The organism is Propionicimonas paludicola (genome assembly GCF_002563675.1).
In the GTDB taxonomy this organism is placed as follows: domain Bacteria; phylum Actinomycetota; class Actinomycetes; order Propionibacteriales; family Propionibacteriaceae; genus Propionicimonas; species Propionicimonas paludicola.
The window spans coordinates 2186225-2208415 of the sequence record NZ_PDJC01000001.1 but is presented as its reverse complement, the minus strand read 5'-3'; the positions used below and the strand labels follow the sequence as shown (position 1 = coordinate 2208415).

The window sequence follows — 22191 nt, the reverse complement described above, 5'->3', positions numbered from 1 at the left end:
CTCCGGCTCAGCAGCCGTCGATCCCGCAGGACGGGTTGTCCGACCCTGTGGCCAGGGTGATCAGCGGCGTCGGGTTCAGTTCGTGCCACACCTGCTCGATGGCCTCGGCAAACGCCTCGACCGGCTGCGCCCCGGAGACTCCGTACTTGTCAGCGAAGACGAAGGTCGGAACGGCGTGGATGCCAAGCCGTCCGGCCTGGACGATGTCGGCCTCGACCTCGGCGTCCACCTGATCGGAGTCGAGGTCACCGAGTTCGGTCAGCCCAACCGATGCGGCCAGATCGCGCAGCACGGACTCGTCCCAGATCGAGCGACCCTCGGCGAAGTGCGCGGTGAACAGCGCCTTCTTCAGCGCCCAGGTGGTCGCGCCGGACGGGTCCTGGCGCTGAGCCAAGTGCAGCAGCCGGTGAGCGCGCCGGGAGTTGGCCACCGACAGCGCATCGAAGTCGAACGGCAGGCCATCGGCGGCACCGACGGCAGCCACCTGGCTGATCATGGCGGACGCCCGGCCGAGGTCCAACCCCTTGCTTGAAGCCAGATATTCGGCCTCGCTGCCCTCGTACGACTCGGGCAGGGTCGGGTCGAGCTGGAACGAACGCAGCTGAACCGTCACCTGATCGCGGTGTTCGAAGCCGTCCAGGGCTTGCTGGAACCGGGAGAGCCCGATGTAGCACCACGGGCAGGCGATATCTGACCAGATCTCAATCTTCACGCCGCCTGCAACGCGCGCAACCCGCCAGGGATTCCCGGCGTCGTCCGGCCTCGTGTCAGGCGCAGAACGCGGAGTTTGTTGCGTTATGACGGGCTCGAGTGGGGACCGGCGGGTGTACTGCGGGTCTTGTTACCGAAAGAGGACCGAGGTGAGCCCTTTTCGGTAACGAACTCCGCGGCTGGCGCCGCCGACGCCGTGCTCGGGCGTCATTCGGTAACAAGACCCGCGCCAGGGCCTGCATGGGCTGACGTCGGGGGCCCGGGGCTGGCGGAGGCTGAAGGTGGCATGAGCTGAGGCCGGCCGGGGACAAGCGGAACCGTCCCTGCGCCCCTCGGCCCTGGGTGACTCCCGGGGGTGCCGTCCCCGCCCCCTAGAGCAGGGACGGCACCGGAAACTCAGTTGGACTTGGCGAACTTCTCGGTCAGGTTGGACGGCAGCAGCTCGTAGCCGTGGAACTCGCGGCTGAACGAGCCCGAACCGTGCGCGATGCCGCGCAGGTCGATCGCGTAGCGGGCCAGTTCCAGTTGCGGCACCAGCGCCCGGATGATCGCCTTGTGGCCCTCGGAGTCGGTACCGAGCAGCTGGCCGCGGCGTCCGGTCAGGTCGTTCATCACCGCGCCCAGGTACTCCTCGCCGACGATCACGGTGACCAGATCCAGCGGCTCCAGCAGGGCGACCGTCTTCGGGTTGGCCGCCTCCTTCATGGCCAGCGAGCCGGCCAGCTGGAAGGCCATGTCCGAGGAGTCCACCGAGTGCGACTTGCCGTCGAACAACGTCACTCGGACGTCCACCATCGGGAAGCCGGCCAGCACGCCCTTCTCCAGCTGCGTCCGGACGCCCTTCTCCACCGAAGGAATGAACTGCCGGGGCACTGCGCCACCGACCACCTTGTCGACGAACTCGAAGCCGCCGCCGCGGGGCAGGGGCTCGATCTCCAGGTTGCAGACCGCGTACTGGCCGTGGCCACCGGACTGCTTCACGTGCCGGCCGAGCGCGGTGAGCTTGGCGATGAAGGTCTCCCGCAGCGGGATCTTCAGATCCTCCTGCTCGACCTTGACCCCGTAGCGATCGACCAGCCGGGCCAGCAGCAGATCGGCGTGCGCCTGGCCGGTGGTCCACAGCACCAGTTGGTCAGAGCCGCCGCGATCCAGCCGGACGGTGGTGTCCTCGACGGCCAGCCGCTGCAGCGCTCCGGACAGCTTGTCCTCGTCATTGCGGGTGGCCGCCCGGATCGCCAGCGGCAGCAGCGGCTCGGGCAGTGCCCACGGCTCCACCAGGGCCGGGTGGTCCTTGGCTGAGATGGTGTCACCGGTCTCGGCGGTGGTCAGTTTGGGCACCATCACGATCTCACCGGCGATGGCGGTGTTGCGGGGCTTCAGTTCGGTGCCGACCGCGGCCTGGATCAGGCCGATCCGCTCCTCGTTGTCGTGGTCGGGGTGCGCGTCATCAGCGGACGCGTGGTGACCGCTGATATGCACCAGTTCCTCCGCCTTCAAGGTGCCGGAGAACACCCGGACCATCGACAGCCGTCCGGCGAACGGGTCGGTGGTGGTCCGGATCACCTGCGCCACCAGCGGGGCGGACGGGTCGGTCGGCGGCACCGGCAGCTCGGCACCGGCCGGGGTGGTGGCCGACGGGTTCGGGTGCAGGGACGGGGTGGGGAAGCCGTGCTCGATCAGTCGCAGCAACTCCTCGACACCGACGCCGGTGTTCGAGGCCACCGGCAGCACTGGGTACAGGTTCGCGGTGGCAACCGCCTTGCGCAGATCGTCCAGCAGGTACTCGGTGTCCAACTCCTCCCCGCTGAGGTAGCGGTCCATCAGCGAGTCGTCCTCGGCCTCCTGGATGATCGCCTCGATCAGCGGGCCGCGCCAGGTCTCCACATGGGAGTCGTCGGAGGTGAGCTTGCGGTTGACCACCTCTCCGCTGGAGTAGTCATGCTCCTCGAGGCTGAGCAGGCCGATGTTGCCGGCGATCACGCCCGGTGCCGACAGGGTCGGCACGTGGGTGGGCAGGACGCCTTCGCCGAACTTGGCCTGCGCCTCGGCCACCGAGGCGTCGAAGTCGGCGTGGCCGGCGTCCAGCTTGGTCAAGGCGATGATCCGGGGCAGGTTCGCCGCCGTGCATTCCTCCCACAGCGCCTGGGCGGCACCGTCGATGCCGTCGGCAGCGGAAATCACGAAGATGGCGGCGTCCGCGGCCCGAATCCCGGCCCGCAGTTCGCCGACGAAGTCGGGGTGGCCGGGGGCGTCCAGCAGGTTCACCAGGACGTCGCCGGTGACCAGGCTGGCCAGGTAGAGCTGGGCGGCGCGCTCGGCATCCTCCTTCTCGCCGCGGTAACCGACCAGGCGGGACTTGAGCAACTGCTCGAACAAAGAGGTCTTTCCCGATCCGGCGTTTCCGATCAGGACTACGTTGCGGACGTCGTCGGGACTGGACACCTGCAGCGAGGCAGCGCTCATCTTTGAACTCATGGGGACTACCTAACTACTCGGTTCTAGCCCCCGCAAGCACTTTTCCGGATTGCCCCGGACGCCCTCAGTCGCGCGCCTCCATGGGCACGTAGCTGCGGGTCTGATAGCCGGTGTAGATCTGCTTGGGCCGGACGATCTTCTGCTCGGAGTCGGTGATGAACTCCTGGTATTGGGCGGCCCAACCGGAGGTCCGGGGGACCGCGAACAGCACGGTGAACATCTCCGGCGGGAAGCCCAGCGCCTCGTAGATCAGGCCCGAATAGAAGTCGACGTTCGGGTAGAGCCGCCGGGAGACGAAGTAGTCGTCCTCCAGGCCGTGCTTCTCCAGTTCCAGGGCCACCCGCAGCAATGGGTTGACTCCGGTCACCTCGAACACGTCCTCGACGCTCTTCTTGATGATTTTCGCCCGCGGATCGTAGTTCTTGTAGACCCGGTGGCCGAAGCCCATCATTCGGGTCTTGCCGGCCTTCACGCCTTCGATGAACTCCGGAACCCGATCGACGCTGCCGATCTCGCGAAGCATCTTCAAAACTGCCTCGTTCGCGCCGCCGTGCAGCGGCCCGTGCAGGGCGCCGATTCCGGCCGAGCAGGAGGTGAACAGATCGTTTCCGGAGCTGGCCACCGAACGCACCGCATTGGTCGAGCAGTTCTGCTCGTGGTCGGCGTGCAGGATGAACAGCACTTCCATGGCGCGAATCAGCCGCGGGTCGGCGTGATAGCGCCGTTCGTTCTGCTTGAACAGCATCTGCAGGAAGTTGTGGCAATAGCCATAGGAATCGTCGGGATTGATGTACGGCTTGGCCTTGCCCTTGCGATAGGCGAAGGCGGCCAGCGTGGGCATCTTGGCGATCAGTCGGGTGATGTTCAGGTAGCGCGCGTCCGGATCGTCGAAGTTCTGGGCGTCCGGGTAGAACGAGAAGAATGCGGCGACCGACGCCATCAGGATGGTCATCGGGTGGGCGTCGTAGGGGAACCCGGCCAGCACCGTCTTCAGCTTGTCGGGCAGCATCCGGTGTTCGGTGACCTCGAGCTCCCACTGCGCGAGCTGGGCGGCGTTGGGCAGCTCGCCGTGCAACAGCAGGTAGGCAACCTCGAGATAGGTGGAGTGCTCGGCCAGGTCCGCGATCGGGTAGCCGCGGTACTCCAGGACGCCGGCCTCGCCGTCGATGTAGGTGATCGAAGAGTGACAGACCGCGGTGTTGACGAAGCCGGGGTCGAAGGTTGCCAAGGGCTGGCCGTCGACGATGACTTTGCGCAGCTCTGGTGCCTTGATCGTGGCCTCGGTAATCGCCAGGTCAGCCTCGACCCCCGTGGCGGGGTAACGGATCTGGAGAGTGTGTGCCATGGGTTTCACCATAGGAGGTAACCGTTACGGTCAGGTGTCATCTTGCTTGGATGCTGGATCTAGGGCAGGGTGCCTGGTATCGGCTGGACGTACGGGACGACTACCGGCGCCGCCCGGGCTCATGGCTCGGCTGCGGCTGGCTCGGTTTTGACCCCCTCGATCGTCCAGGGTAGCCTTAGGCGCTGTTGCGCTGCGGTCTGCCCTCACCGGTCGACCCCGCACGATACGAAGCGATACAACTTATGGAAGCAGGTCACAGACCCGTGTCTACGTACAGCCCCAAGCCTGGTGAGATCACCAGGGCCTGGCTTGTGATTGATGCTGAGGATGTCGTCCTCGGCCGGCTGGCCGTCACCGCGGCGACCCTACTGCGCGGCAAGCACAAGCCGCAGTTCGCCCCGCATGTCGACGCCGGTGATTTCGTGATCGTGGTCAATGCTTCCAAGATCGCCCTGACTGGCAAGAAGGCCCACGACAAGCTGGCCATCCGGCACTCCGGACGTCCGGGCGGCCTGAAGTCGGTTCCCTACGGCGAGCTGCTGGCCAACGACCCGCGCAAGGCTGTTGAGCGCGCCGTCTGGGGCATGCTGCCGAAGAACAAGCTCAGCCGTCAGCTGATCAGCAAGCTCAAGGTCTACGCCGGCCCGGAGCACCCCCACGCTGCGCAGAAGCCGCAGCCGTACCAGATCACCCAGATCGCTCAGTGAGCCGAGGAACCAACGTGACCGAGACTGTCGAAGAGACCGTGGCCGACGAGGTCGTCCCCTTCGTTGAGGACGATCGTGAGATCGCTTACCGCGCTGAGGCCCAGGCCAGCGCCCCGCAGCCGGGCGGACGTCCGGCTGTGATCGCCGCTGCTGGCGCCACCGGCCGCCGCAAGGAGGCCATCGCCCGAGTGCGGATCGTCCCCGGTGACGGCAAGTTCTCGATCAACGGCCGTTCGCTGGAGGACTACTTCCCGAACAAGCTGCACCAGCAGACCGTCAACGAGCCCTTCGTGACCGCTGCGGTCGTCGGCTCGTACGACGTCATCGCGACCATCGTCGGTGGCGGCGTCACCGGCCAGGCCGGTGCGCTGCGTCTTGGCATCGCCCGCGCGCTGAACGCCGTGGACGTCGAGGCCAGCCGTCCGGCTCTGAAGAAGGCCGGTCTGCTCACTCGCGATGCGCGGGTCAAGGAGCGCAAGAAGGCCGGTCTGAAGAAGGCCCGCAAGGCTCCTCAGTACAGCAAGCGCTGATCCGGGTCGGGCGATGGCTCGACTGTTCGGAACGGATGGGGTTCGCGGCACCGCGAACCTGGATCTGACCGCAGAGATCGCGCTGGAGTTGTCCATTGCGGCCGCTCATGTGCTGGCCGAGGCTGGCGTCTTCGGGGCAGGGCATCGTCCCTTCGCCTTGGTCGGACGCGACACCCGAGCCTCTGGGGAGTTTCTGGAGGCTGCCGTGGTGGCCGGTTTGGCCTCTGCCGGTGTGGACGTGGTCCGACTCGGCGTGATCCCGACCCCTGGGGTGGCCTACTTGGTCGGCGCCATGGGTGCCGATCTCGGCGTCATGCTGTCGGCCAGCCACAATCCGATGCCCGACAACGGGATCAAGTTCTTCGCTCGTGGCGGGGTCAAACTCGACGACGCCATCGAGGACATGATCGAGCAGCGGATGGGCGAGCACTGGGATCGTCCGATCGGCTCCGACGTGGGCCGGGTCACCGATGACCGCGGCGCCATCGAGGCCTACATCGCTCACTTGGTGGCCAGCCTGGGCACCGACTCCAGCCTGGAGGGCCTGAAGGTCGTCATCGACTGTGCCAACGGCGCTGCGCACCTGACTGCTCTGGCGGCATTCGACGCCCAGGGCGCCGAGGTGATCCCGCTGCACGCCAGCCCGGACGGGCTGAACATCAACGACAACTGCGGCTCTACTCACCTCAGCCCGCTGCAGGCCGCCGTCGTCGAACACGGCGCCGACCTCGGAATCGGGCTGGACGGCGACGCCGACCGCTGCCTGGCCGTCGATCACCGCGGTGAGGTCGTTGATGGCGATCAGATCCTGGCCGTGCTGGCCCTGGCTATGCAGGCTGCCAAGACGCTGCACTCCGACACCGTGGTAGCCACGGTGATGAGCAACCTCGGCTTCCTGAAGGCCATGCGTGCCGCGGGGATCCAGGTCGATCAGACCAAGGTCGGCGACCGCTACGTCCTGGAGGCCATGAACGCCAACGGCTTCACCCTGGGCGGCGAGCAGTCCGGTCACGTGATCATGAGCGAGCACGCCACCACCGGGGACGGGGTGCTGACCGCGCTGCATCTGGCCGCGCAGCTGGCCCGGACCGAGCGTCCGCTGTGTGACCTGGCAGGTGTGGTCACCCGGCTTCCGCAGGTGATGATCAACGTCTCCAACGTGAACAAGGCCTGGGCCGGCATCGACCCGGTGGTGAACTCGGCGGTCTCCGCGCAGATCAAGGCGCTCGGTGATTCCGGACGGGTGCTGCTGCGTCCCTCGGGTACCGAGCCGCTGGTCCGGGTGATGGTCGAGGCCGAAACCGAAGAGCGGGCGCGCGAAGTCGCCGAGCTGCTGGCCGGAGTGGTCAAGGAGCGGCTCAGCCTCTGAGCCGGTTGGCTGCCTGCCGGGCCTCAGTCGAGGCGGCGGCCCAGCACCACGCAGTACTGCGGGATGTAGCCCAGGTGGTCGTAGAAGGACAACACGGCGTCGTTCTCGGTGCGCACCATGAACTGGATCTTCGGCGCGCCGACCTCTTTCAGCCAGTGCTCCGCCGCGGCCATCAGCTCGCGGCCGAGGCCACGCCCGCGGTGTGATCCGGCCACGGCCAGGTAGTAGACCCAGCCGCGGTGCCCGTCCCAGCCGACCATGGCGGTACCGACCAGGCGTCCGCCATCACGGATGCCGAGAACAGTCGAAGAAGGGGACTCCAGGGCTCTGCGGAAATCGGAGCCGGCGTCGTTCCAGGGCCGGTTGAGATCGGCCTCTTCCCACAGTGCAACTGCCGCGGTGGCGTCGGCGCTACCCAGTGCCTCGATCACCTCACACCTTTCGGATGCGCACCCAACTCACCTGGTGGTTGGGGCCTTTTCGAAGAATAGCGGTGGCCCGGCCTCGGGTGGGACGGATGTTCAGCTCGAGATTGGGCCCGTTGATGGCGTCCCAGATCCCCTTGGCGGTCTCGATGGCGTCCGGCTCGCTGAGCGCGCCGTAGCGAGCGAAATAGGAGTCTGGATCCTGGAACGCAGTCTGGCGCAGGTGCAGGAAGCGGTTCACGTACCAGTTGCGCACATCGGTGGACGCCGCGTCGACGAACACCGAGAAGTCGAAGAAGTCGCTGACCGCCAACCCGGTGGTGCCGTCGGAGCGGCGGCGAGCCGGCTGCAGGACGTTGAGGCCTTCGATGATCAAGATGTCCGGGTGAGAGACGGTGATCCGCTCGTCCGGAAGGATGTCGTAAGCGAAGTGAGAGTAGACCGGCGCAGTCACTTCCGGGGCGCCGGACTTCACGTCCATCACGAACTGCAGGAGCGCCCGCCGGTTGTACGACTCCGGGTAGCCCTTGCGCTCAAGCAGGCCGAGTTCGGCCAGGGTGTCATTCGGATAGAGGAAGCCGTCGGTGGTGACCAGGTCGACTCGAGGGGCGCCGGGCATCCGACGCAGCAGTTCGGCCAGCAACCGGGAGGTGGTGGACTTGCCGACGGCCACCGATCCGGCCACACCGATCACGAATGGAGTGCGCTGTCCGGACAGCCCGAGGAACTCGTGGCTGGCCGAGAACAGGTCGCCGGTCCGTTCGGTGTACAGGCTGATCAGCTCGGTCAGCGGCAGGTAGACCTCACGCACTTCGGAGGCGTCGGTGGGGTCGCCGATACCGCGCAGCCGTTCCAGGGTCCCCTCGTCCAGGTCGGCCGGACGGGTGGCGGCCAGTGCCGCCCAGTGCCGTCGGTCCAGGGTCAGATAGGGCCCGTAGGGGTTGTCTTCCGGGGCCTGTTCGGCCTCGTCCACTGTGCCTGTCATCGCCTCCGACTCCTGTAGGGCCAGTTGTCCTAGTCTGCCGGACTCGCCGGTACAGTGACGCCTATGTGCGGGATTATCGGATATGTCGGGCCTCGGGACGCTCGTGGGGTAGTGATTTCCGGGCTACGCCGGATGGAGTACCGCGGGTACGACTCGGCCGGGATTGCCGTGCTGGACGGCGGCGCCATCCAGTGGCGCAAGAAGGCCGGGAAGATCTCGAACCTCGACGCCGAGCTGGCAGAGCGTCCGCTGCCGGTCTCCGGTACCGGGATCGGCCACTCCCGGTGGGCGACCCACGGTGGGCCCACCGATCAGAACGCACACCCACATCTGGGTGGTGCCGGACGGGTGGCCCTGGTCCATAACGGGATCATCGAGAACTTCGCCTCGCTGCGATCCGAGCTGGCCGCCCAGGGAGAGGTCTTCGTCTCCGAGACCGACACCGAAGCCGCGGCGGCCCTGCTGGGCCGTGAGGTGGCCGCCGGGGCGGACCTGGCTGAGGCCATGCGCCGGGTGTGCCGGCGGCTGGAGGGTGCCTTCACTCTGGTCGCCGTGGACGCCGCGGATCCCGGTCGGGTGGTCGCGGCCCGGCGCAATTCACCGCTCATGGTGGGCGTGGGTGAGGGCGAGAACTTCGTGGCCTCCGATGTGTCGGCCTTCATCGAGTTCACCCGGCACGCCATCGAGCTGGGCCAAGATCAGGTCGTCGACGTGCATGCCGATTCGATCGTGGTGACCGACTTCGAGGGCCATCCGGCACCGACCAAGCCGTTCGAGGTGACCTGGGACCTCTCGGCAGCCGAGAAGGGCGGCTACGACTGGTTCATGCGCAAGGAGATCTTCGAGCAGCCGAAGGCCGTGGCCGACACCCTGCTGGGCCGCTACACGGCCGCGGGTGCGCTGCAGCTCGACGAGCTGCACATCGGTGAGGACGAACTGCGCCGGATCGACAAGATCATCATCGTGGCCTGTGGCAGCGCCTACTACGCCGGCCTGGTGGCCAAGTACGCAATCGAGCACTGGACCCGGGTTGCCTGTGAGGTGGAGATCGCCTCTGAGTTCCGGTACCGGGACCCGATCATCGACGGCTCCACTCTGGTGGTGACGATCTCCCAGTCCGGCGAAACCGCTGACACTTTGATGGCGATCCGGCACGCCCGGGAGCAGGGGGCCAAGGTGATAGCCATCTGCAATACCAATGGCGCAACCATTCCGCGTGAGTCCGATGCTGTGCTTTACACCCACGCCGGCCCCGAAATCGGGGTGGCCTCGACCAAGGGCTTCCTGACCCAGGTGGCGGCCTGCTACCTGCTGGGGCTGTATTTGGCGCAGGTGCGCGGCACCATGTACGACGACGAGATCGCCAAGGTGATGGAGGAGTTGGCGGCCACCCCGCCACTGATCCAGCAGGTGCTGGATTCGCTCGACGCGATCCGGGAGTTGGCCGCGCGGCTGGTGGACACCGAGTCGGTGCTATTCCTGGGTCGGCACGTCGGCTACCCGGTGGCCCTGGAGGGCGCGCTGAAGCTGAAAGAGATCGCCTACCTGCACGCCGAGGGTTTCCCGGCCGGCGAGCTCAAGCACGGCCCGATCGCGCTGGTCGATCAGGGCGTCCCGGTGTTCGTGGTGGTGCCGCCGCAGGGTCGTGACCAGTTGCACGACAAGGTCATCTCGAACATTCAGGAAGTCCGGGCCCGTGGCGCGTTCACCGTAGTGGTGGCCGAGGCCGGCGATCCCGAGGTCGGCGCCTACGCCGATGTGCTGTTCAGCTTGCCGAAGGTGTCCACCCTGCTGCAGCCGCTGTTGGCCGCCGTCCCGCTGCAGATGTTCGCCTGTGAGGTGGCGACGCTGAAGGGCTACGACGTCGATCAGCCTCGCAACCTGGCCAAGAGCGTGACCGTCGAATGATCGTCGGCATCGGTCTGGATCTCACCGAGGTGTTCCGGTTCTCCCGGGCCATCGAGCGCAAGGGCGTCCTGGAGCGGCTGTTCACCCCGGCCGAGCTGATCGGTGCCCCCAAGGAGCGTCTGGCCGGCCGCTTCGCCGCCAAGGAGGCGATCGCCAAGGCCATCGGCGCGCCCAAGGGCCTGGTTTGGACCGACGTCGAGGTGCTGGCCGACGAGTGCGGCCAGCCCTACATCACCACCTACGGGACGGTCGCCGCCCGACTCGCCGAACTCGGCGTGACCAGGGTCTTCGTCTCGATCACTCACGACGCCGGAGTAGCGGCCGCCATGGTGGTCTGCGAGTCCTGATGGACGGCTACCTGGTCGAGCAGATCCGGGCCGCCGAGGCGCACGTCTTCGAGCTCCTCGACCCGGACGTCCTCATGCAGCGCGCCGCCGCCGGGTTGGCTGCGGCCATCCTGCGCCGACTGGACGGGGCCTACGGATCCCGAGTGCTGCTGGTGGTCGGTTCCGGAAACAACGGCGGGGACGCGCTGTGGGCCGGCGTCCGGCTGGCTCGTCGCGGCGTGGTCGTCCGAGCCTGGCGGACCGGCGCGAAGGTGCATCAGGCCGGCTGGGACGCCTTCCTGGCCGCCGGCGGCCGCGAGGTGGGCCGGGACCAGGCGCTGGCCGACCTGCAGGGCTGGGATGTCGTTGTCGATGCGGTGGCCGGGATCGGTTCCCGACCCGGCCTGGACCAGCCGGTGGCCGACTTCGCCGAGTCCTGCCGGGCCTCCGGAGTTCGGGTGGTGGCCGTCGACCTGCCGTCCGGGGTGGCCCCGGAGCCGCCGTTCGTCGAAGCCCCGCACTTCACTGCGGCGCTCACCGTCACTTTCGGCGGCTACAAGCTGTGCCAGCTGACCGAGCCGGGTCGCTCGGCCTGCGGCGAGATCGAGCTGATCGACATCGGGCTGGACCTGTCCGAGCCCGAGGTGTACCAGTGGCAGCCGGCCGATGTGGCCGCGGCCTGGCCGGTGCCGTCCAGCGACTCGGACAAGTACTCCCGCGGCGTGGTCGGGCTCGACACCGGTTCCCCGGACTACCCGGGTGCGGCGCTGCTCAGCGCGGCCGGAGCGGTCTACTCCGGAGCGGGCATGGTGCGCCACCTCGGACCGCTGCCGGTGATCAATCGAGTGCTGGACGCGTTCCCGAATGTGGTCGCCGCCCAAGGACGGGTGCAGGCGCTGGTGATCGGGTCGGGCTGGGGCCAGCGCAAGGACACCAAGACCGTGGCCAAGCTGATGGCCGCCGGAGTGCCGCTGGTCATCGATGCGGATGCGCTGCGCCAGCTGCCCGGGGCCGGCCGGCCGACAGCGCTGCTCACCCCGCACGCCGGTGAGCTGGCCTTCCTGCTCGGGGTGGAGCGATCGGCGGTGACCACTGACCCGCTGGCTGCGGTCCGGCAGGCGGCCGAACGTACCGGCTGCACGGTGCTGCTCAAGGGCGCCACCCAGTACGTGGCCGCTCCCGGTGTGCACACCGTCCAGCTGGCCGTGCCCGGCCCGTCCTGGACCGCGCAGGCCGGCTCGGGGGACGTCCTGGCCGGAATCGCCGGCACCCTGCTGGGCGCCGGCGTCCGCACCGCTACCGCGGCCGTCCTGGCCGCCTCGATCCAGGCGCTGGCCGCCCGGGCCACCCCTGGGCCCGTGCCCCCGCAGCAGTTGGCCGGAACGCTGCCCACGGTGATCTCCGCGCTGCTGGATGCCGAGCCGTGAGCGGAGTTGGCTTAGAATCGTAGGGTTCGCCCGGCGATCGCCCGGCGGGGAGGAACCTGGATGCAACGCACCTTGCTCGCCGAGAGTCTGCTCGGCGACGGTCGCGCCTTGCAGATCGTGACGGCCGAAGCCTGGAATGCGCAAGTGCTGAGCGACGTGATCCTGGACGCCTTCGGCAATCGCCCGGTGATCGATCCGCCGCCACCGGCCCTGGCCGAGACTCCGGAGTCGGTCGCATCCGCCCTGACCGACGGCTTCGGTGTGTTGGCTCTGGTCGACGACGAGCCGGCCGGTGTGGTGATCGTCAGCTTCGATGGTGATGCCTCCGGGATCCACCGGGTCTCGGTGCGTCCGGTCTTTCAGCGGCTGGGGATCGCCTCGGCCATGATCGCCGTCGTGCTGGAGTCGCTGGCGTTGCGCGGCGTCCATCGGGTCGGGCTGGTGGCCCGGGCCGAGTTCCCGCAGGTGGTGGCCTGGTGGCAGCGGCACGGGTTCGTCGAGACGTCTCGGCAGGGGACCGCGCTGCAGCTGACCCGTGAACTTCCGGTGTGCGTGATGGCCCGGACCGCGGAGGAGACCCAAGATCTCGGGCACCGGCTGGCCGGACTGCTCCGAGCCGGTGACCTAATCATCGCGGCCGGCGATCTGGGAGCCGGCAAGACCACTCTGACCCAGGGGATCGGGGCCGGGCTCAACGTGGCCGGTGCGGTGATCTCGCCGACCTTCGTGCTCTCCCGGGTGCATCGGCCGCTGGCCGACGGCCCGGCCCTGGTCCACGTGGACGCCTACCGGCTCGGCTCGCCGGCCGAGCTCTATGACCTGGATCTGGACGCCTCGGCCGCCGACGCGGTCACCCTGGTCGAGTGGGGCACCGGGATCGCCGAAGGGCTGGCCGACGACCGGCTGGAAATCGACATCCGGCGCAGCCTGGACCCCGAGGACGAGACCCGATGGATCTTCCTGACCCCGATCGGCGAGCGGTGGACTGCCGTCCGTCCCCTCTTGGAGGCGCTATGAGTTCACTGGTTCTGGGCATCGACACCGCCACCGACGTCCGGGTCGGGTTGGCCGCGGACGGAGCGGTGGTGGCCTCGGCCGCTGTCGCCGACACCCGGGCCCACGCCGAGCAACTGATGCTGCTGGTGCAGCAGGTACTGGCCGAGGCCGGCCATGCCGTGAACGACCTCACCGAGGTCGTGGTCGGGATCGGCCCGGGCCCGTTCACCGGGCTTCGGGTCGGGGTGGCTGCCGGTCACACTCTGGCCGCCGCCCTGGGCCTGCCAGTCCGCGGCGTGTGCAGCCTGGACGTGGTGGCCGCCGAGTGGGCGCGCCGCGGCGACGCTCCGGCCGAGTTCCTGATCGCCAGCGATGCGCGGCGCAAGGAGGTCTACTGGGCCCGCTACGACCGCACCGGACGCCGCGTGGACGGCCCCGCGGTAAGTGCTCCCACCGAACTGCCCGCGCTGCCGCTGGGTGGCCCCGGCGCACATCTGGTCGCCGATGAGGTGGCCGGCCCGGACACGATCAACGCCGGGCTGCTGGCCGCTCTCGACCTGCCCGATGCCGGGCTGGAGCCGCTGTACCTGCGCCGCCCGGACGCCGAGGTGCCGACCCGACTGAAGTCCACGCTGCTGCAGCCGCGACTGGCGGTGAACCGGACGAAATGATCATCTCGCACGCCACCGACGCCGATCTGGACGCGATCTGCGACCTCGAAGAGGCCGGTTTCGCCGAGTTCGAGCGCTGGTCGAAGCAAGCCTGGGCCGATGAGTTGGCCGGTGACCGCTGGGTGATCACCCGGCTGGACGCTCACGCCAAGGTGATCGGCGTGGCCAGCTTCGGTGTGGCCGACGACATGGCCGATCTGTTCCGGGTGGTCGTCCATCCCGAGGTGCGGGGCCGGGGGATCGGCGCCTCGCTGGTCCACGCCGGACTGGATTGGGCGGCCGCGGTTGGCGCTCGCCGGATGCTGCTCGAGGTGCGTCCGGACAACCACTCGGCCGTGGGCCTGTATCGCCGGCTGGGGTTCGAGGAGATCAGCGTGCGCCGCGACTACTACGGCCAGGGCCACGATGCCCTGGTGATGCAGCGTGGGGTCGGCAGCGAAGACCGATGGAGGGTGGAGAGCGCATGAGTGGTCCCTTGGTGCTGGGCATCGAGTCCTCCTGTGATGAGACCGGGGTCGGCATCGTCCGCGGCCACGAACTGTTGGCCAACGAGGTGGCCTCCTCGGTCGAGGAGCACGTCCGATTCGGCGGAGTGGTGCCCGAGGTGGCCAGCCGCGCCCACCTGCAGGCGATCGTCCCGGCGCTGCAGCGCGCCCAGGCCAATGCTGGCATCGACCTGTCCGAGGTGGACGCCATCGCGGTGACCTCCGGACCGGGCCTGATGGGCGCCCTGGTGGTCGGCCTCGCCGCCGCCAAGGCGCTGGCCGTGGCTCTGAACAAGCCGTTGTACGGGCTCAACCACCTGGTCGGCCATGTGGCGGTCGATCTGCTCGACCACGGCCCGCTGCCGATGCCCTGCGCGGCCCTGCTGGTCTCCGGCGGGCACACCTCGTTGCTGCACGTCCGTGACATCACCGGGGACATTACCGAACTCGGTGCCACCATCGACGACGCCGCCGGCGAGGCCTACGACAAGGTGTCCCGGCTGCTCGGCCTGGGCTATCCCGGTGGCCCGGTGATCGACAAGCTGGCCGCCGAGGGTAACCCGAAGGCGATCGCCTTTCCGCGTGGCCTGACTGCGCAAAAGGACCTGGTCAACCACCGCTTCGACTACTCGTTCTCGGGGCTGAAGACTGCGGTCTCGCGTTGGGTGGAGACCCGTCGCCGCGACGGCCAGGAGGTGCCGATGGCCGATGTGGCCGCGTCCTTCCAGGAGGCGGTGGCCGACGTGCTGACCGCCAAAGCCGTGGACGCCTGCGACTACCTCGGAGTGGACACCATCCTGCTCGGCGGGGGTGTGGCCGCGAACTCGCGGTTGCGCGGCCTGCTCGAGGAGCGGACGGCTGCGGCCGGTATCACCTTGCGCCGGCCGCGTCCGGGGCTGTGCACCGACAACGGAGCCATGATCGCGGTGCTCGGTGCCGAGGTGGTGGCTGCCGGACGGCGTCCGAGCTCTCTGGACATCGGCGCCGACTCCGGGATGCCGGTCGGCACCGTCGTGGCCTGATGTACACCCCGATCGTCGGCACCCTGGGCTACCTACTCAGCGACGACGGCCAGCGGGTGCTGCTCGTCCATCGCAGCCGGGACGGCGACGTCCATGCCGGAAAGTGGAACGGACTGGGCGGCAAACTTGAGCCCGACGAGGACGTCTACACCTGCCTGTGCCGCGAACTGCGCGAGGAGGCCGGGATCGAGGTCACCTCCGCCCGGCTGCGCGGCACGGTGTCGTGGCCTGGCTTCGGCCCGGACGGCGAGGACTGGCTCGGCTTCATCTTCGTGGTGGACTCCTTCACCGGCGAGCTCCCCGAGCGCAACGAGGACGGCCCGCTGGCCTGGCACCGGATCGACGAGCTCGACGCTCTGCCGATGTGGCCGGGGGACCGCTACTGGCTGTCGATGGTCTTCGACGACGGCCCGGCTTTCCACGGTGTGATGCCCTATGCCGGCGGCGAGCCGGTCTCCTGGAGCTGCGCCCGTCCCTGACCGCTCGGCAGTAGTGCGGCTATCCGCGGCGAAGGCTGGCAAATTCTGCGGCCGGCCACCCTAGGGTGCTGCCATGATCGGGCTCCCGTTTGCCGGCAATGCGCTGGTGCACGGCCTGTTCATGGGGCTGGGCATCCTGGCCGGGCTTGGCGTTTTCGGCTACGAGGTGCGGCGCCGTCGGCTTCACGACGATCGACTGTGGGTGATTGCCGGAGTCAGCGTGGCTCTCGGAGCGATGGGCTCGCGGTTGGGCACGTGGTTCCAGTTCATCGACCCGCGGCAGAACGAGCCGATCGAGTTGTGGTGGACCGACGGGAACCGCAGCGTCCTTGCCGGACTCTTCTTTGCCTGGATCGGGGTCTATCTCGGCAAGCTGATCACCGGCTACCGGAGCTCCACCGGGGATCTGTTTGCGCCGGCGGTGGCCCTAGCCATGGCCATCGGACGCGTCGGCTGTCTGCTCACCGAGCTGCCCGGCCAGCCGACCGGTGCGAACTGGGGGATCGTGCTCACCCCTCAGCAGACAGCCATTCTCGGTGGGCCGGCCGGGGTCGGCCTGCACCCCAGCTTCGCCTATGAGATCGTCTTCCAAGTGATCGCCTTCGGCTGGCTATGGCTCAACCGCGATCGGCTACCCCGCTCGGGGGATCTGTTCATCTGTTATGTCGCCGGCTACGCGCTGTTCCGGTTCGGGGTGGAGTTCGTCCGCGCCAACGAGCAGGTGTGGTTCGGACTGACCCGACCACAGTGGTTCTTACTGGCGGGGCTGCCACTGCTGGCTTTCCGGGTAACCCGGATCCAGTGGGCAACCCCGGCAACGATCGGAGGATCTGATGACTGACCAGCCACCAGGCCCGGGCTTCTTGCCGCCCGGCCAGCAACCCGAACCGCCGATCGGGGGCCCAGTCGGCGCGCCGCCGCCAGGCCCGGGGACGCCGCCGCAGGGGTTCCCACCCACTCCGCCGCCTGGCTCGGGCTTCCCGTCCGGCCCGCCGCCGCAGGAGTTCCCGTCCGGTCCGCCGCCGCAGGGCTTCCCGCCCGGGCCGCCACATAGCTATCCGCCGCAGCCCGGCTCAACCCGTCCCCGCGGACGCGGCTCGATCGTGCTGGGCATCGGGATCACCTACGCCACCTTCGCCGCGGCCTGGTTCTGCCTCACGTTCGCCTTCACCTCCGACGCGCTGGCCGGTCCGTTGTCGACGCTCTCGGCGGTCCTGCCCATGGCGCTGATCGTGGTCGGGATCGTCTTGGCTGCGCTGCCGAAGACCACCAGGACCGGGGCCGGGATCCTGATCGGGATCGGCTCAGCCATCCTTGTCGCCGGCGGCCTGTGCGTGGCACTTCTCTCCGGGCTGGGTCGATGACCTCGGCCACGACGGATCGTCCGGGACGGGTGGAGCTGCCGCTGCGTCCGGGAACGCTCGGGCCCGGCCAACCCCTGCGCGGTGACCGGATCCACCGCTACGTCACCGCCTACTGTCCGGAATGCCACGACCCGGACGCCGAACTGGCCGACGTGCAGCGGCTGTCGGGTGCACTGCTGGTCCGCGACGACCGGGTCTGGCTGCAGCGGGCCTGCCCGACCCACGGGCTGGTCACCACGCTCTACGACGAGGACCCGCACATCCTGCGCTATCTGGAGCAGTGGCAGGCACCCACGAAGCTGCACGTTCCCGACCAGGCCGACAACTTCCGTCCGATGCCTGAGGCCTTCGCCTACGGGCTCCCTGCCTTCCACACCCAGCACACCTGCATCCTGCTCGAGGACATCACCGAGCACTGCAACCTGAAGTGCCCGACCTGCTTCACGGCGTCCGGGCCGCAGCTGGTCGGGGTGGCCCCGCTGGCCGACGTGCTGGCCAATGTGGATGCCAAGCTGGCCCGGGAAGAGGGACGCCTGGACGTACTGATGTTGTCCGGCGGCGAGCCGACGCTGTACCCGCAGCTGGCCGAACTGCTGGACGAACTGGTGGCCCGCCCGATCGTCCGGATCATGCTGAACACCAACGGCCTGCTGGTGGCCCAGGACGACCAGCTGCTGGCGCTGCTGAAGTCGCATCGGGATCGGATGGAGATCTACCTGCAGTACGACGGGCCGTCCGCCGAGGCGTCCAAGCACCACCGCGGCGCCGACCTGACCCGGTTCAAGGAGGCGGCCATCGCCCGGCTTTCCGAGGCCGGGATCTTCACCACCTTGGTGATGACCGCGGCCCTGGGCGTCAACGACGGCGACATCGGGGCCGTGGTCCGCAAGGCCCTGGACACCCCGTTCATCGGTGGGGTGGCCATTCAGCCGGTCTTCGGCTCCGGACGCGGCCAGGGCATCGACCCGCTGAACCGGCTCACCCACACCGGGGTGCTGTCCCGGCTCGGCCCGCAGACCGACAACGTCGTGCAGTGGCACGACCTGACGGCGCTGCCCTGCTCGCATCCGCACTGCTCGTCGGTGGGCTACCTGCTCAAGGACGACGCCGGGGTCTGGCGGTCACTGACCGCACTGGTCGGCCACGACGAGCTGCTCCGCTGGCTGGAACTCGACCCGGAGAGCCTGGCCAACCGGGTGGCCGATCGAGAGCTTCCTCAGCAGCTGCGCCAACTTGTGAAGAGCTCGCTGCTCGACCTGCTCAGCGAGCAGGCCGCGCTGAGCAACCCGCGCACGGGCCAGCTCTGGAAGAACATCTGCACCCAGTGCGATCTGGGGATCAGCACGCTGGCCACGCTGGCCTCGTCCAAGCTGCCCGGCGGGGAGGACCGGATGCGCCGGCTGCTCGCCGAGCGGGTCAAGCGGATCACCATCAAGCCGTTCCAGGACATCTCGACAATGATCGAGGAGCGGCTGATCCAGTGCTGCGTCCACGTCGGGACGACCAGCGATGCCGGCGCTCACCAGTGCGCCCCGTTCTGCGCGGTGCAGGCGTGGGGCAAGCTGGGGGCACAACGGCTGAGCACCCCGAAAGGCAGACGGTGATGAGTGAGGTTCCCGATCAGGCGGCCCGGATCGCGGCCGGACCCCGTCCGTCCGACTTCCTGCCGGGCGCCAGCGGCCCGGACGGCACCGCCGAGGCCCCCTTCGATCCGCTGAAGCTGTGCATCTTCGCCACCATCGCCATGCTGGGCTGGATCTTCGGCCCGGCCGCCGTGGTGGTGTTCGCCGTGGTCGGCTTCGTCGGCTACTGGAAGGCGCGCCAAGCCGGACTCACTCGCTCGAAGTGCTATCTGCGCGACACCCGGCTGGTGCTGGCCTACTTGGCTGTATTCGCCGTGGCCGGGCTGGTCGGGGTGGCGCTGATCGTCCAGCGCTGGCTGGGTTGGGCCTGATCCGCAGGGCTCAGGCGGCCGCGGCCTTACGCGGGCCGGCCAGGCCGAGCCCGGTGAAGAAGCCTCCGATGATCCCGATCGCGAAGCCCAACCACAGAGTCGGGTAGGGGTTGATCGGGTTGATGCTGTTCTTGGGCTGCATATTGCCCCAGACGTCCAGCACACCCCAGACCATGATCCCGGCCGCGGCCAGCACGGCGACGATCCCGATCGCGAGGCTCACTTTGGAAAGTACCTTCATGGCGCTGATCATAGGCATCCGAGGACGTTCTGGCTGGCGGCAACTCCGGTCAGCCCGTCCGTTCCGGCCGCCGTCCGCCGGATCGAGCGGCTAGGTTTGCCCTCATGGATGCGCAGTTGGCCGGCTGGCTGGTGTCACCGGCCGCCGCGCCGGCGCTCGCTGCAGCCGCCGCTGAGACCGATCCGGACTCGCTGGGTGCGGCACAACGCTTGCGTCGCGACTTCCCGCCTGACCAAGCTGCCGCCGTCCTGACCCAGGCCGGGCTGCGCCGCAAGGCGGTGGCCAAGTTCGGTGAGCGAGCCGGCCACCTCTTCTTCACCGGAGCCGGCCTGGAGCAGGCCACGAGGGCCGAGGTGGCCCGCTGGCGCGCTGCCCGGTTCGCCGCGGCCGGGGCCACCCGGGTCGTCGATCTGGGGTGCGGGCTGGGCGCCGACGCTCTGGCCTTCGCCGATGCCGGGCTGGACGTGCGCGCGGTCGACGCCGATCCGGTGACCGCGATCCTGGCCGGGGCGAACCTGGGCCGTCCGGTGGACTGCGCGGACGCCGTCGAGGTGGCCGAGGCACTGCTGGCCGACGCCGATGCGGTCTTCCTGGACCCGGCCCGCCGAACTTCGGCCGGACGGACCTGGCGGATCAGCGACCTGTCGCCGTCCTGGGAGTTCGCCACCGGCCTGCTGGCCGGACGGTTGGGCTGCATCAAGGCCGCACCCGGACTGCCGTCCACGGCCATCCCGGACGGAGCCGGAGCCACCTGGGTCAGCCATTGTGGCGATCTGGTGGAGACCTCGGTGTGGAGCTGGGGGAGCCGGGTCGCGGTGCTGCTGCCGGACGGGCTGGAGCTGGCCAGTGGGCCGGCGCCACGGGTCGGGGAGGTGGGCGGCTATCTCTACGAGCCGGACCCGGCGCTGATCCGGGCCGGCGCGCTGGGCCGGCTGGCTGAGCTGCTTGATGCCCACGCGATCCAGCCCGGGATCGCCTACCTGACCGGTGACGTCGCGGTGACTACCGGCTATGCGACCGGCTTCGCCGTGCAGGAGATCCTCCCCTTCGAGGAGAGGGCTCTGCGCGCCTGGGTCCGCGAGCACGGTGTCGGGATCCTGGAGATCAAGGCGCGCGGCCTGGACGTCGATCCGGCCGTCCTCCGCCGTCGGCTCAAGCCGTCCGGGGCCGCCTCGGCGACGCTGGTACTGACCCCGACCCCGGCCGGCGCCCGGGCCCTGGTCGTCCACCGCCTCTGAACCCGCCCCGCCGCCAGCTTCGCGCTACCGAATGGAACTCTTGCTGCCGAAATCTCGGCAGCAAGAGTTCCATTCGGTAGCGCGAAGCTGGGGTCGGGGATGACGGGGTGCTGGGTGTTGGGTTTGGGGACGCGGAGAGGGGGTGTGGGGGCCGTGCGGAGGTGGGCGGCGCGCGACGGGAGTGGACGCCAAGAGGGTCGACCGGAGTGGACGCGAAGAGGCCCGACCGGAGATTCCGGCCGGGCCTCTTCGGTGATGCCAATCAGTCGTTCAGGCGCTCCTGCGTCTTCTCGGAGAAGACGTGGATGTTCGCCGGATCGATCGTGTTCAGCTTGATGGTGGTGCCGCGCTGGGACGGCTTGCGGGCCGAGACCCGGGCCACGATCTGCTGAGCGGTCAGCTTCTCGGCGGTGTCCAGACCGGCCAGGGTGCCGTAGATGTAACCGTCGGCGCCGAGTTCCTCGACGACGTCCACATCCAGGCTGAAGCCGTCATCGGAGACCCGCAGGTTCTCCGGACGGACACCGACGGTGAGGGTCTCCTCGCCTTCGGCCTTGGCCAGCACCTCGCGGGCGATCGGCAGCACGTAGTCGCCGACCTGCACGCCACCGGGGACGATCTTGCCGCTGAGCAGGTTCATGGCGGGCGAGCCGATGAAGCCGGCGACGAACAGGTTGGCCGGCTTGTCGTACAGGCTGAGCGGGCTGTCGACCTGCTGCAGGATGCCGTCCTTCATCACCGCGACCCGGTCGCCCATGGTCATGGCCTCGACCTGGTCATGGGTCACGTAGACGGTGGTGACACCGAGCCGGGTGACCAGCGCCGAGATCTGAGTACGGGTGGAGACACGCAGCTTGGCGTCGAGGTTCGACAGCGGCTCGTCCATCAGGAAGACCTGCGGCTGACGGACGATTGCGCGACCCATGGCGACCCGCTGCCGCTGGCCACCGGACAGCGCCTTCGGCTTGCGGGACAGGAACGACTCCAGGCCGAGCAGCTTGGCGGCGTCCATCACTCGGGAGTCGCGCTCCGCCTTGGGAACGCCGGCCATCTTCAGGGCGAAGCCCATGTTGTCGGCGACGGTCATGTGCGGGTACAGCGCGTAGTTCTGGAAGACCATCGCGATGTCGCGATCCTTCGGCGGCAGATCGGTGACGTCGCGGTCACCGATGTTGATCCGTCCGGCGTTGACCTCTTCGAGGCCGGCGAGCATGCGCAGGGAGGTGGACTTGCCACAACCGGACGGGCCGACGAGCACCATGAACTCGCCATCACCGATCTCAAGGTTGAGCTTGTCGACGGCCGGGTGATCCGAGCCGGGGTAGACCCTGGTTGCGTCATTGAAACTGACAGTGGCCATGCCAAATAATCCTTTCCACGGGCAGGTACGTGCCCGACGATCCGTAGTGGAATACGGCCGCCGAAGCGACCAGGTCCCATACTTGCACGCGGGTCCCCCGGTTGGCGAGTGCAGTCTCGTTCCCTAGTCACCCATCGGTCAGCTGGTGGACTCAGCGCACCGGGTAGGCTGCC

The 22191-nt window shown here is 68.6% G+C and carries 23 protein-coding genes; 16 read left to right on the top strand and 7 right to left on the bottom strand.

Annotated elements, in window-relative coordinates; translation table 11 throughout:
- Positions 1-7: 7 nt before the first annotated feature.
- The 3 genes from ATK74_RS10280 to ATK74_RS10270 all read right to left on the bottom strand — a co-directional run bounded on the left by ATK74_RS10280 (position 8) and on the right by ATK74_RS10270 (position 4531).
- Positions 8-712: a DsbA family oxidoreductase gene (locus tag ATK74_RS10280; protein ID WP_098460938.1), complete on the bottom strand. Its 705-nt coding sequence runs from the start codon at positions 710-712 to the stop codon at positions 8-10.
- Between the two features lie 395 nt (positions 713-1107).
- Positions 1108-3186: an elongation factor G-like protein EF-G2 gene (locus ATK74_RS10275; protein ID WP_211283349.1), complete on the bottom strand. Its 2079-nt coding sequence runs from the start codon at positions 3184-3186 to the stop codon at positions 1108-1110.
- A 64-nt stretch (positions 3187-3250) separates the two neighbouring features.
- Positions 3251-4531 (bottom strand): citrate synthase, encoded by a 1281-nt coding sequence (locus ATK74_RS10270; protein WP_098460937.1) that lies wholly within the window; start codon positions 4529-4531, stop codon positions 3251-3253.
- A 263-nt stretch (positions 4532-4794) separates the two neighbouring features.
- On the opposite strand from ATK74_RS10270, the gene rplM reads away from it, so the two are divergent.
- Genes rplM through glmM form a run of 3 tightly spaced genes read left to right on the top strand, consistent with a single transcriptional unit; the run spans position 4795 to position 7137 of the window.
- Positions 4795-5238 carry a 50S ribosomal protein L13 gene (rplM, locus tag ATK74_RS10265; RefSeq protein ID WP_098460936.1) on the top strand — a complete coding sequence of 148 codons (444 nt, stop codon included), beginning with the start codon at positions 4795-4797 and terminating at the stop codon, positions 5236-5238.
- Between the two features lie 14 nt (positions 5239-5252).
- Entirely contained in the window at positions 5253-5768 is a 516-nt protein-coding gene (rpsI, locus tag ATK74_RS10260) for a 30S ribosomal protein S9 (RefSeq protein ID WP_098460935.1), read from the top strand.
- Between the two features lie 13 nt (positions 5769-5781).
- Positions 5782-7137 (top strand): phosphoglucosamine mutase, encoded by a 1356-nt coding sequence (glmM, locus tag ATK74_RS10255; protein ID WP_098460934.1) that lies wholly within the window; start codon positions 5782-5784, stop codon positions 7135-7137.
- Between the two features lie 23 nt (positions 7138-7160).
- Here glmM and ATK74_RS10250 read toward each other — a convergent pair whose 3' ends face one another.
- Together ATK74_RS10250 and coaA are read right to left on the bottom strand one after the other, a co-directional pair.
- Positions 7161-7568: a GNAT family acetyltransferase gene (locus ATK74_RS10250; RefSeq protein ID WP_098460933.1), complete on the bottom strand. Its 408-nt coding sequence runs from the start codon at positions 7566-7568 to the stop codon at positions 7161-7163.
- Position 7569: 1 nt separating this feature from the next.
- Entirely contained in the window at positions 7570-8547 is a 978-nt protein-coding gene (gene coaA / locus ATK74_RS10245) for a type I pantothenate kinase (protein ID WP_098460932.1), read from the bottom strand.
- A gap of 63 nt (positions 8548-8610) precedes the next feature.
- Here coaA and glmS point away from each other — a divergent pair, with 63 nt between their 5' ends.
- From glmS to ATK74_RS10185, 12 genes are all read left to right on the top strand, one after another.
- Positions 8611-10455 (top strand): glutamine--fructose-6-phosphate transaminase (isomerizing), encoded by a 1845-nt coding sequence (gene glmS / locus ATK74_RS10240; RefSeq protein WP_098460931.1) that lies wholly within the window; start codon positions 8611-8613, stop codon positions 10453-10455.
- Positions 10452-10802: a holo-ACP synthase gene (locus tag ATK74_RS10235; RefSeq protein WP_098460930.1), complete on the top strand. Its 351-nt coding sequence runs from the start codon at positions 10452-10454 to the stop codon at positions 10800-10802. The genes glmS and ATK74_RS10235 overlap by 4 nt, the downstream gene beginning before the upstream one ends.
- The gene (locus ATK74_RS10230; protein WP_211283348.1) at positions 10802-12208 is read left to right on the top strand and encodes a bifunctional ADP-dependent NAD(P)H-hydrate dehydratase/NAD(P)H-hydrate epimerase; all 1407 of its coding nucleotides are present in this window, start codon (positions 10802-10804) and stop codon (positions 12206-12208) included. The genes ATK74_RS10235 and ATK74_RS10230 overlap by 1 nt, the downstream gene beginning before the upstream one ends.
- A 60-nt stretch (positions 12209-12268) precedes the next feature.
- On the top strand, positions 12269-13225 hold the full coding sequence (gene tsaE / locus ATK74_RS10225) for a tRNA (adenosine(37)-N6)-threonylcarbamoyltransferase complex ATPase subunit type 1 TsaE (protein WP_098460929.1): 957 nt from the start codon (positions 12269-12271) through the stop codon (positions 13223-13225).
- Complete coding sequence (gene tsaB, locus ATK74_RS10220; RefSeq protein WP_098460928.1) at positions 13222-13875, top strand: tRNA (adenosine(37)-N6)-threonylcarbamoyltransferase complex dimerization subunit type 1 TsaB; 654 nt, start codon at positions 13222-13224, stop codon at positions 13873-13875. The genes tsaE and tsaB overlap by 4 nt, the downstream gene beginning before the upstream one ends.
- Positions 13872-14342 carry a ribosomal protein S18-alanine N-acetyltransferase gene (gene rimI / locus ATK74_RS10215; RefSeq protein ID WP_098460927.1) on the top strand — a complete coding sequence of 157 codons (471 nt, stop codon included), beginning with the start codon at positions 13872-13874 and terminating at the stop codon, positions 14340-14342. The genes tsaB and rimI overlap by 4 nt, the downstream gene beginning before the upstream one ends.
- Positions 14339-15382 (top strand): tRNA (adenosine(37)-N6)-threonylcarbamoyltransferase complex transferase subunit TsaD, encoded by a 1044-nt coding sequence (tsaD, locus tag ATK74_RS10210; RefSeq protein WP_098460926.1) that lies wholly within the window; start codon positions 14339-14341, stop codon positions 15380-15382. The genes rimI and tsaD overlap by 4 nt, the downstream gene beginning before the upstream one ends.
- Complete coding sequence (locus ATK74_RS10205) at positions 15382-15861, top strand: NUDIX hydrolase (RefSeq protein WP_098460925.1); 480 nt, start codon at positions 15382-15384, stop codon at positions 15859-15861. The genes tsaD and ATK74_RS10205 overlap by 1 nt, the downstream gene beginning before the upstream one ends.
- A 73-nt stretch (positions 15862-15934) precedes the next feature.
- Complete coding sequence (locus tag ATK74_RS10200) at positions 15935-16702, top strand: prolipoprotein diacylglyceryl transferase (RefSeq protein ID WP_098460924.1); 768 nt, start codon at positions 15935-15937, stop codon at positions 16700-16702.
- Positions 16695-17225: a hypothetical protein gene (locus ATK74_RS15180; protein ID WP_143483630.1), complete on the top strand. Its 531-nt coding sequence runs from the start codon at positions 16695-16697 to the stop codon at positions 17223-17225. Before ATK74_RS10200 ends, ATK74_RS15180 begins: the two co-directional genes overlap by 8 nt.
- The gene (locus ATK74_RS10190) at positions 17222-18829 is read left to right on the top strand and encodes a radical SAM protein (RefSeq protein ID WP_098460922.1); all 1608 of its coding nucleotides are present in this window, start codon (positions 17222-17224) and stop codon (positions 18827-18829) included. Before ATK74_RS15180 ends, ATK74_RS10190 begins: the two co-directional genes overlap by 4 nt.
- Positions 18829-19179, top strand: a complete 351-nt coding sequence (locus ATK74_RS10185; RefSeq protein WP_211283347.1) for a hypothetical protein — start codon at positions 18829-18831, stop codon at positions 19177-19179. The genes ATK74_RS10190 and ATK74_RS10185 overlap by 1 nt, the downstream gene beginning before the upstream one ends.
- Before the next feature lie 10 nt (positions 19180-19189).
- Here ATK74_RS10185 and ATK74_RS10180 read toward each other — a convergent pair whose 3' ends face one another.
- Entirely contained in the window at positions 19190-19420 is a 231-nt protein-coding gene (locus ATK74_RS10180) for a hypothetical protein (protein WP_143483629.1), read from the bottom strand.
- A 104-nt stretch (positions 19421-19524) separates the two neighbouring features.
- Here ATK74_RS10180 and ATK74_RS10175 point away from each other — a divergent pair, with 104 nt between their 5' ends.
- A complete protein-coding gene (locus ATK74_RS10175) occupies positions 19525-20658 on the top strand; it encodes a class I SAM-dependent methyltransferase (protein WP_098460920.1) in 1134 nt (377 codons plus the stop codon).
- Between the two features lie 262 nt (positions 20659-20920).
- Here the strand turns inward: ATK74_RS10175 and ATK74_RS10170 are convergent, their stop codons facing one another.
- Positions 20921-22018, bottom strand: coding sequence for an ABC transporter ATP-binding protein (locus tag ATK74_RS10170; RefSeq protein WP_098460919.1), 1098 nt, complete (start codon positions 22016-22018; stop codon positions 20921-20923).
- Positions 22019-22191 lie beyond the last annotated feature (173 nt).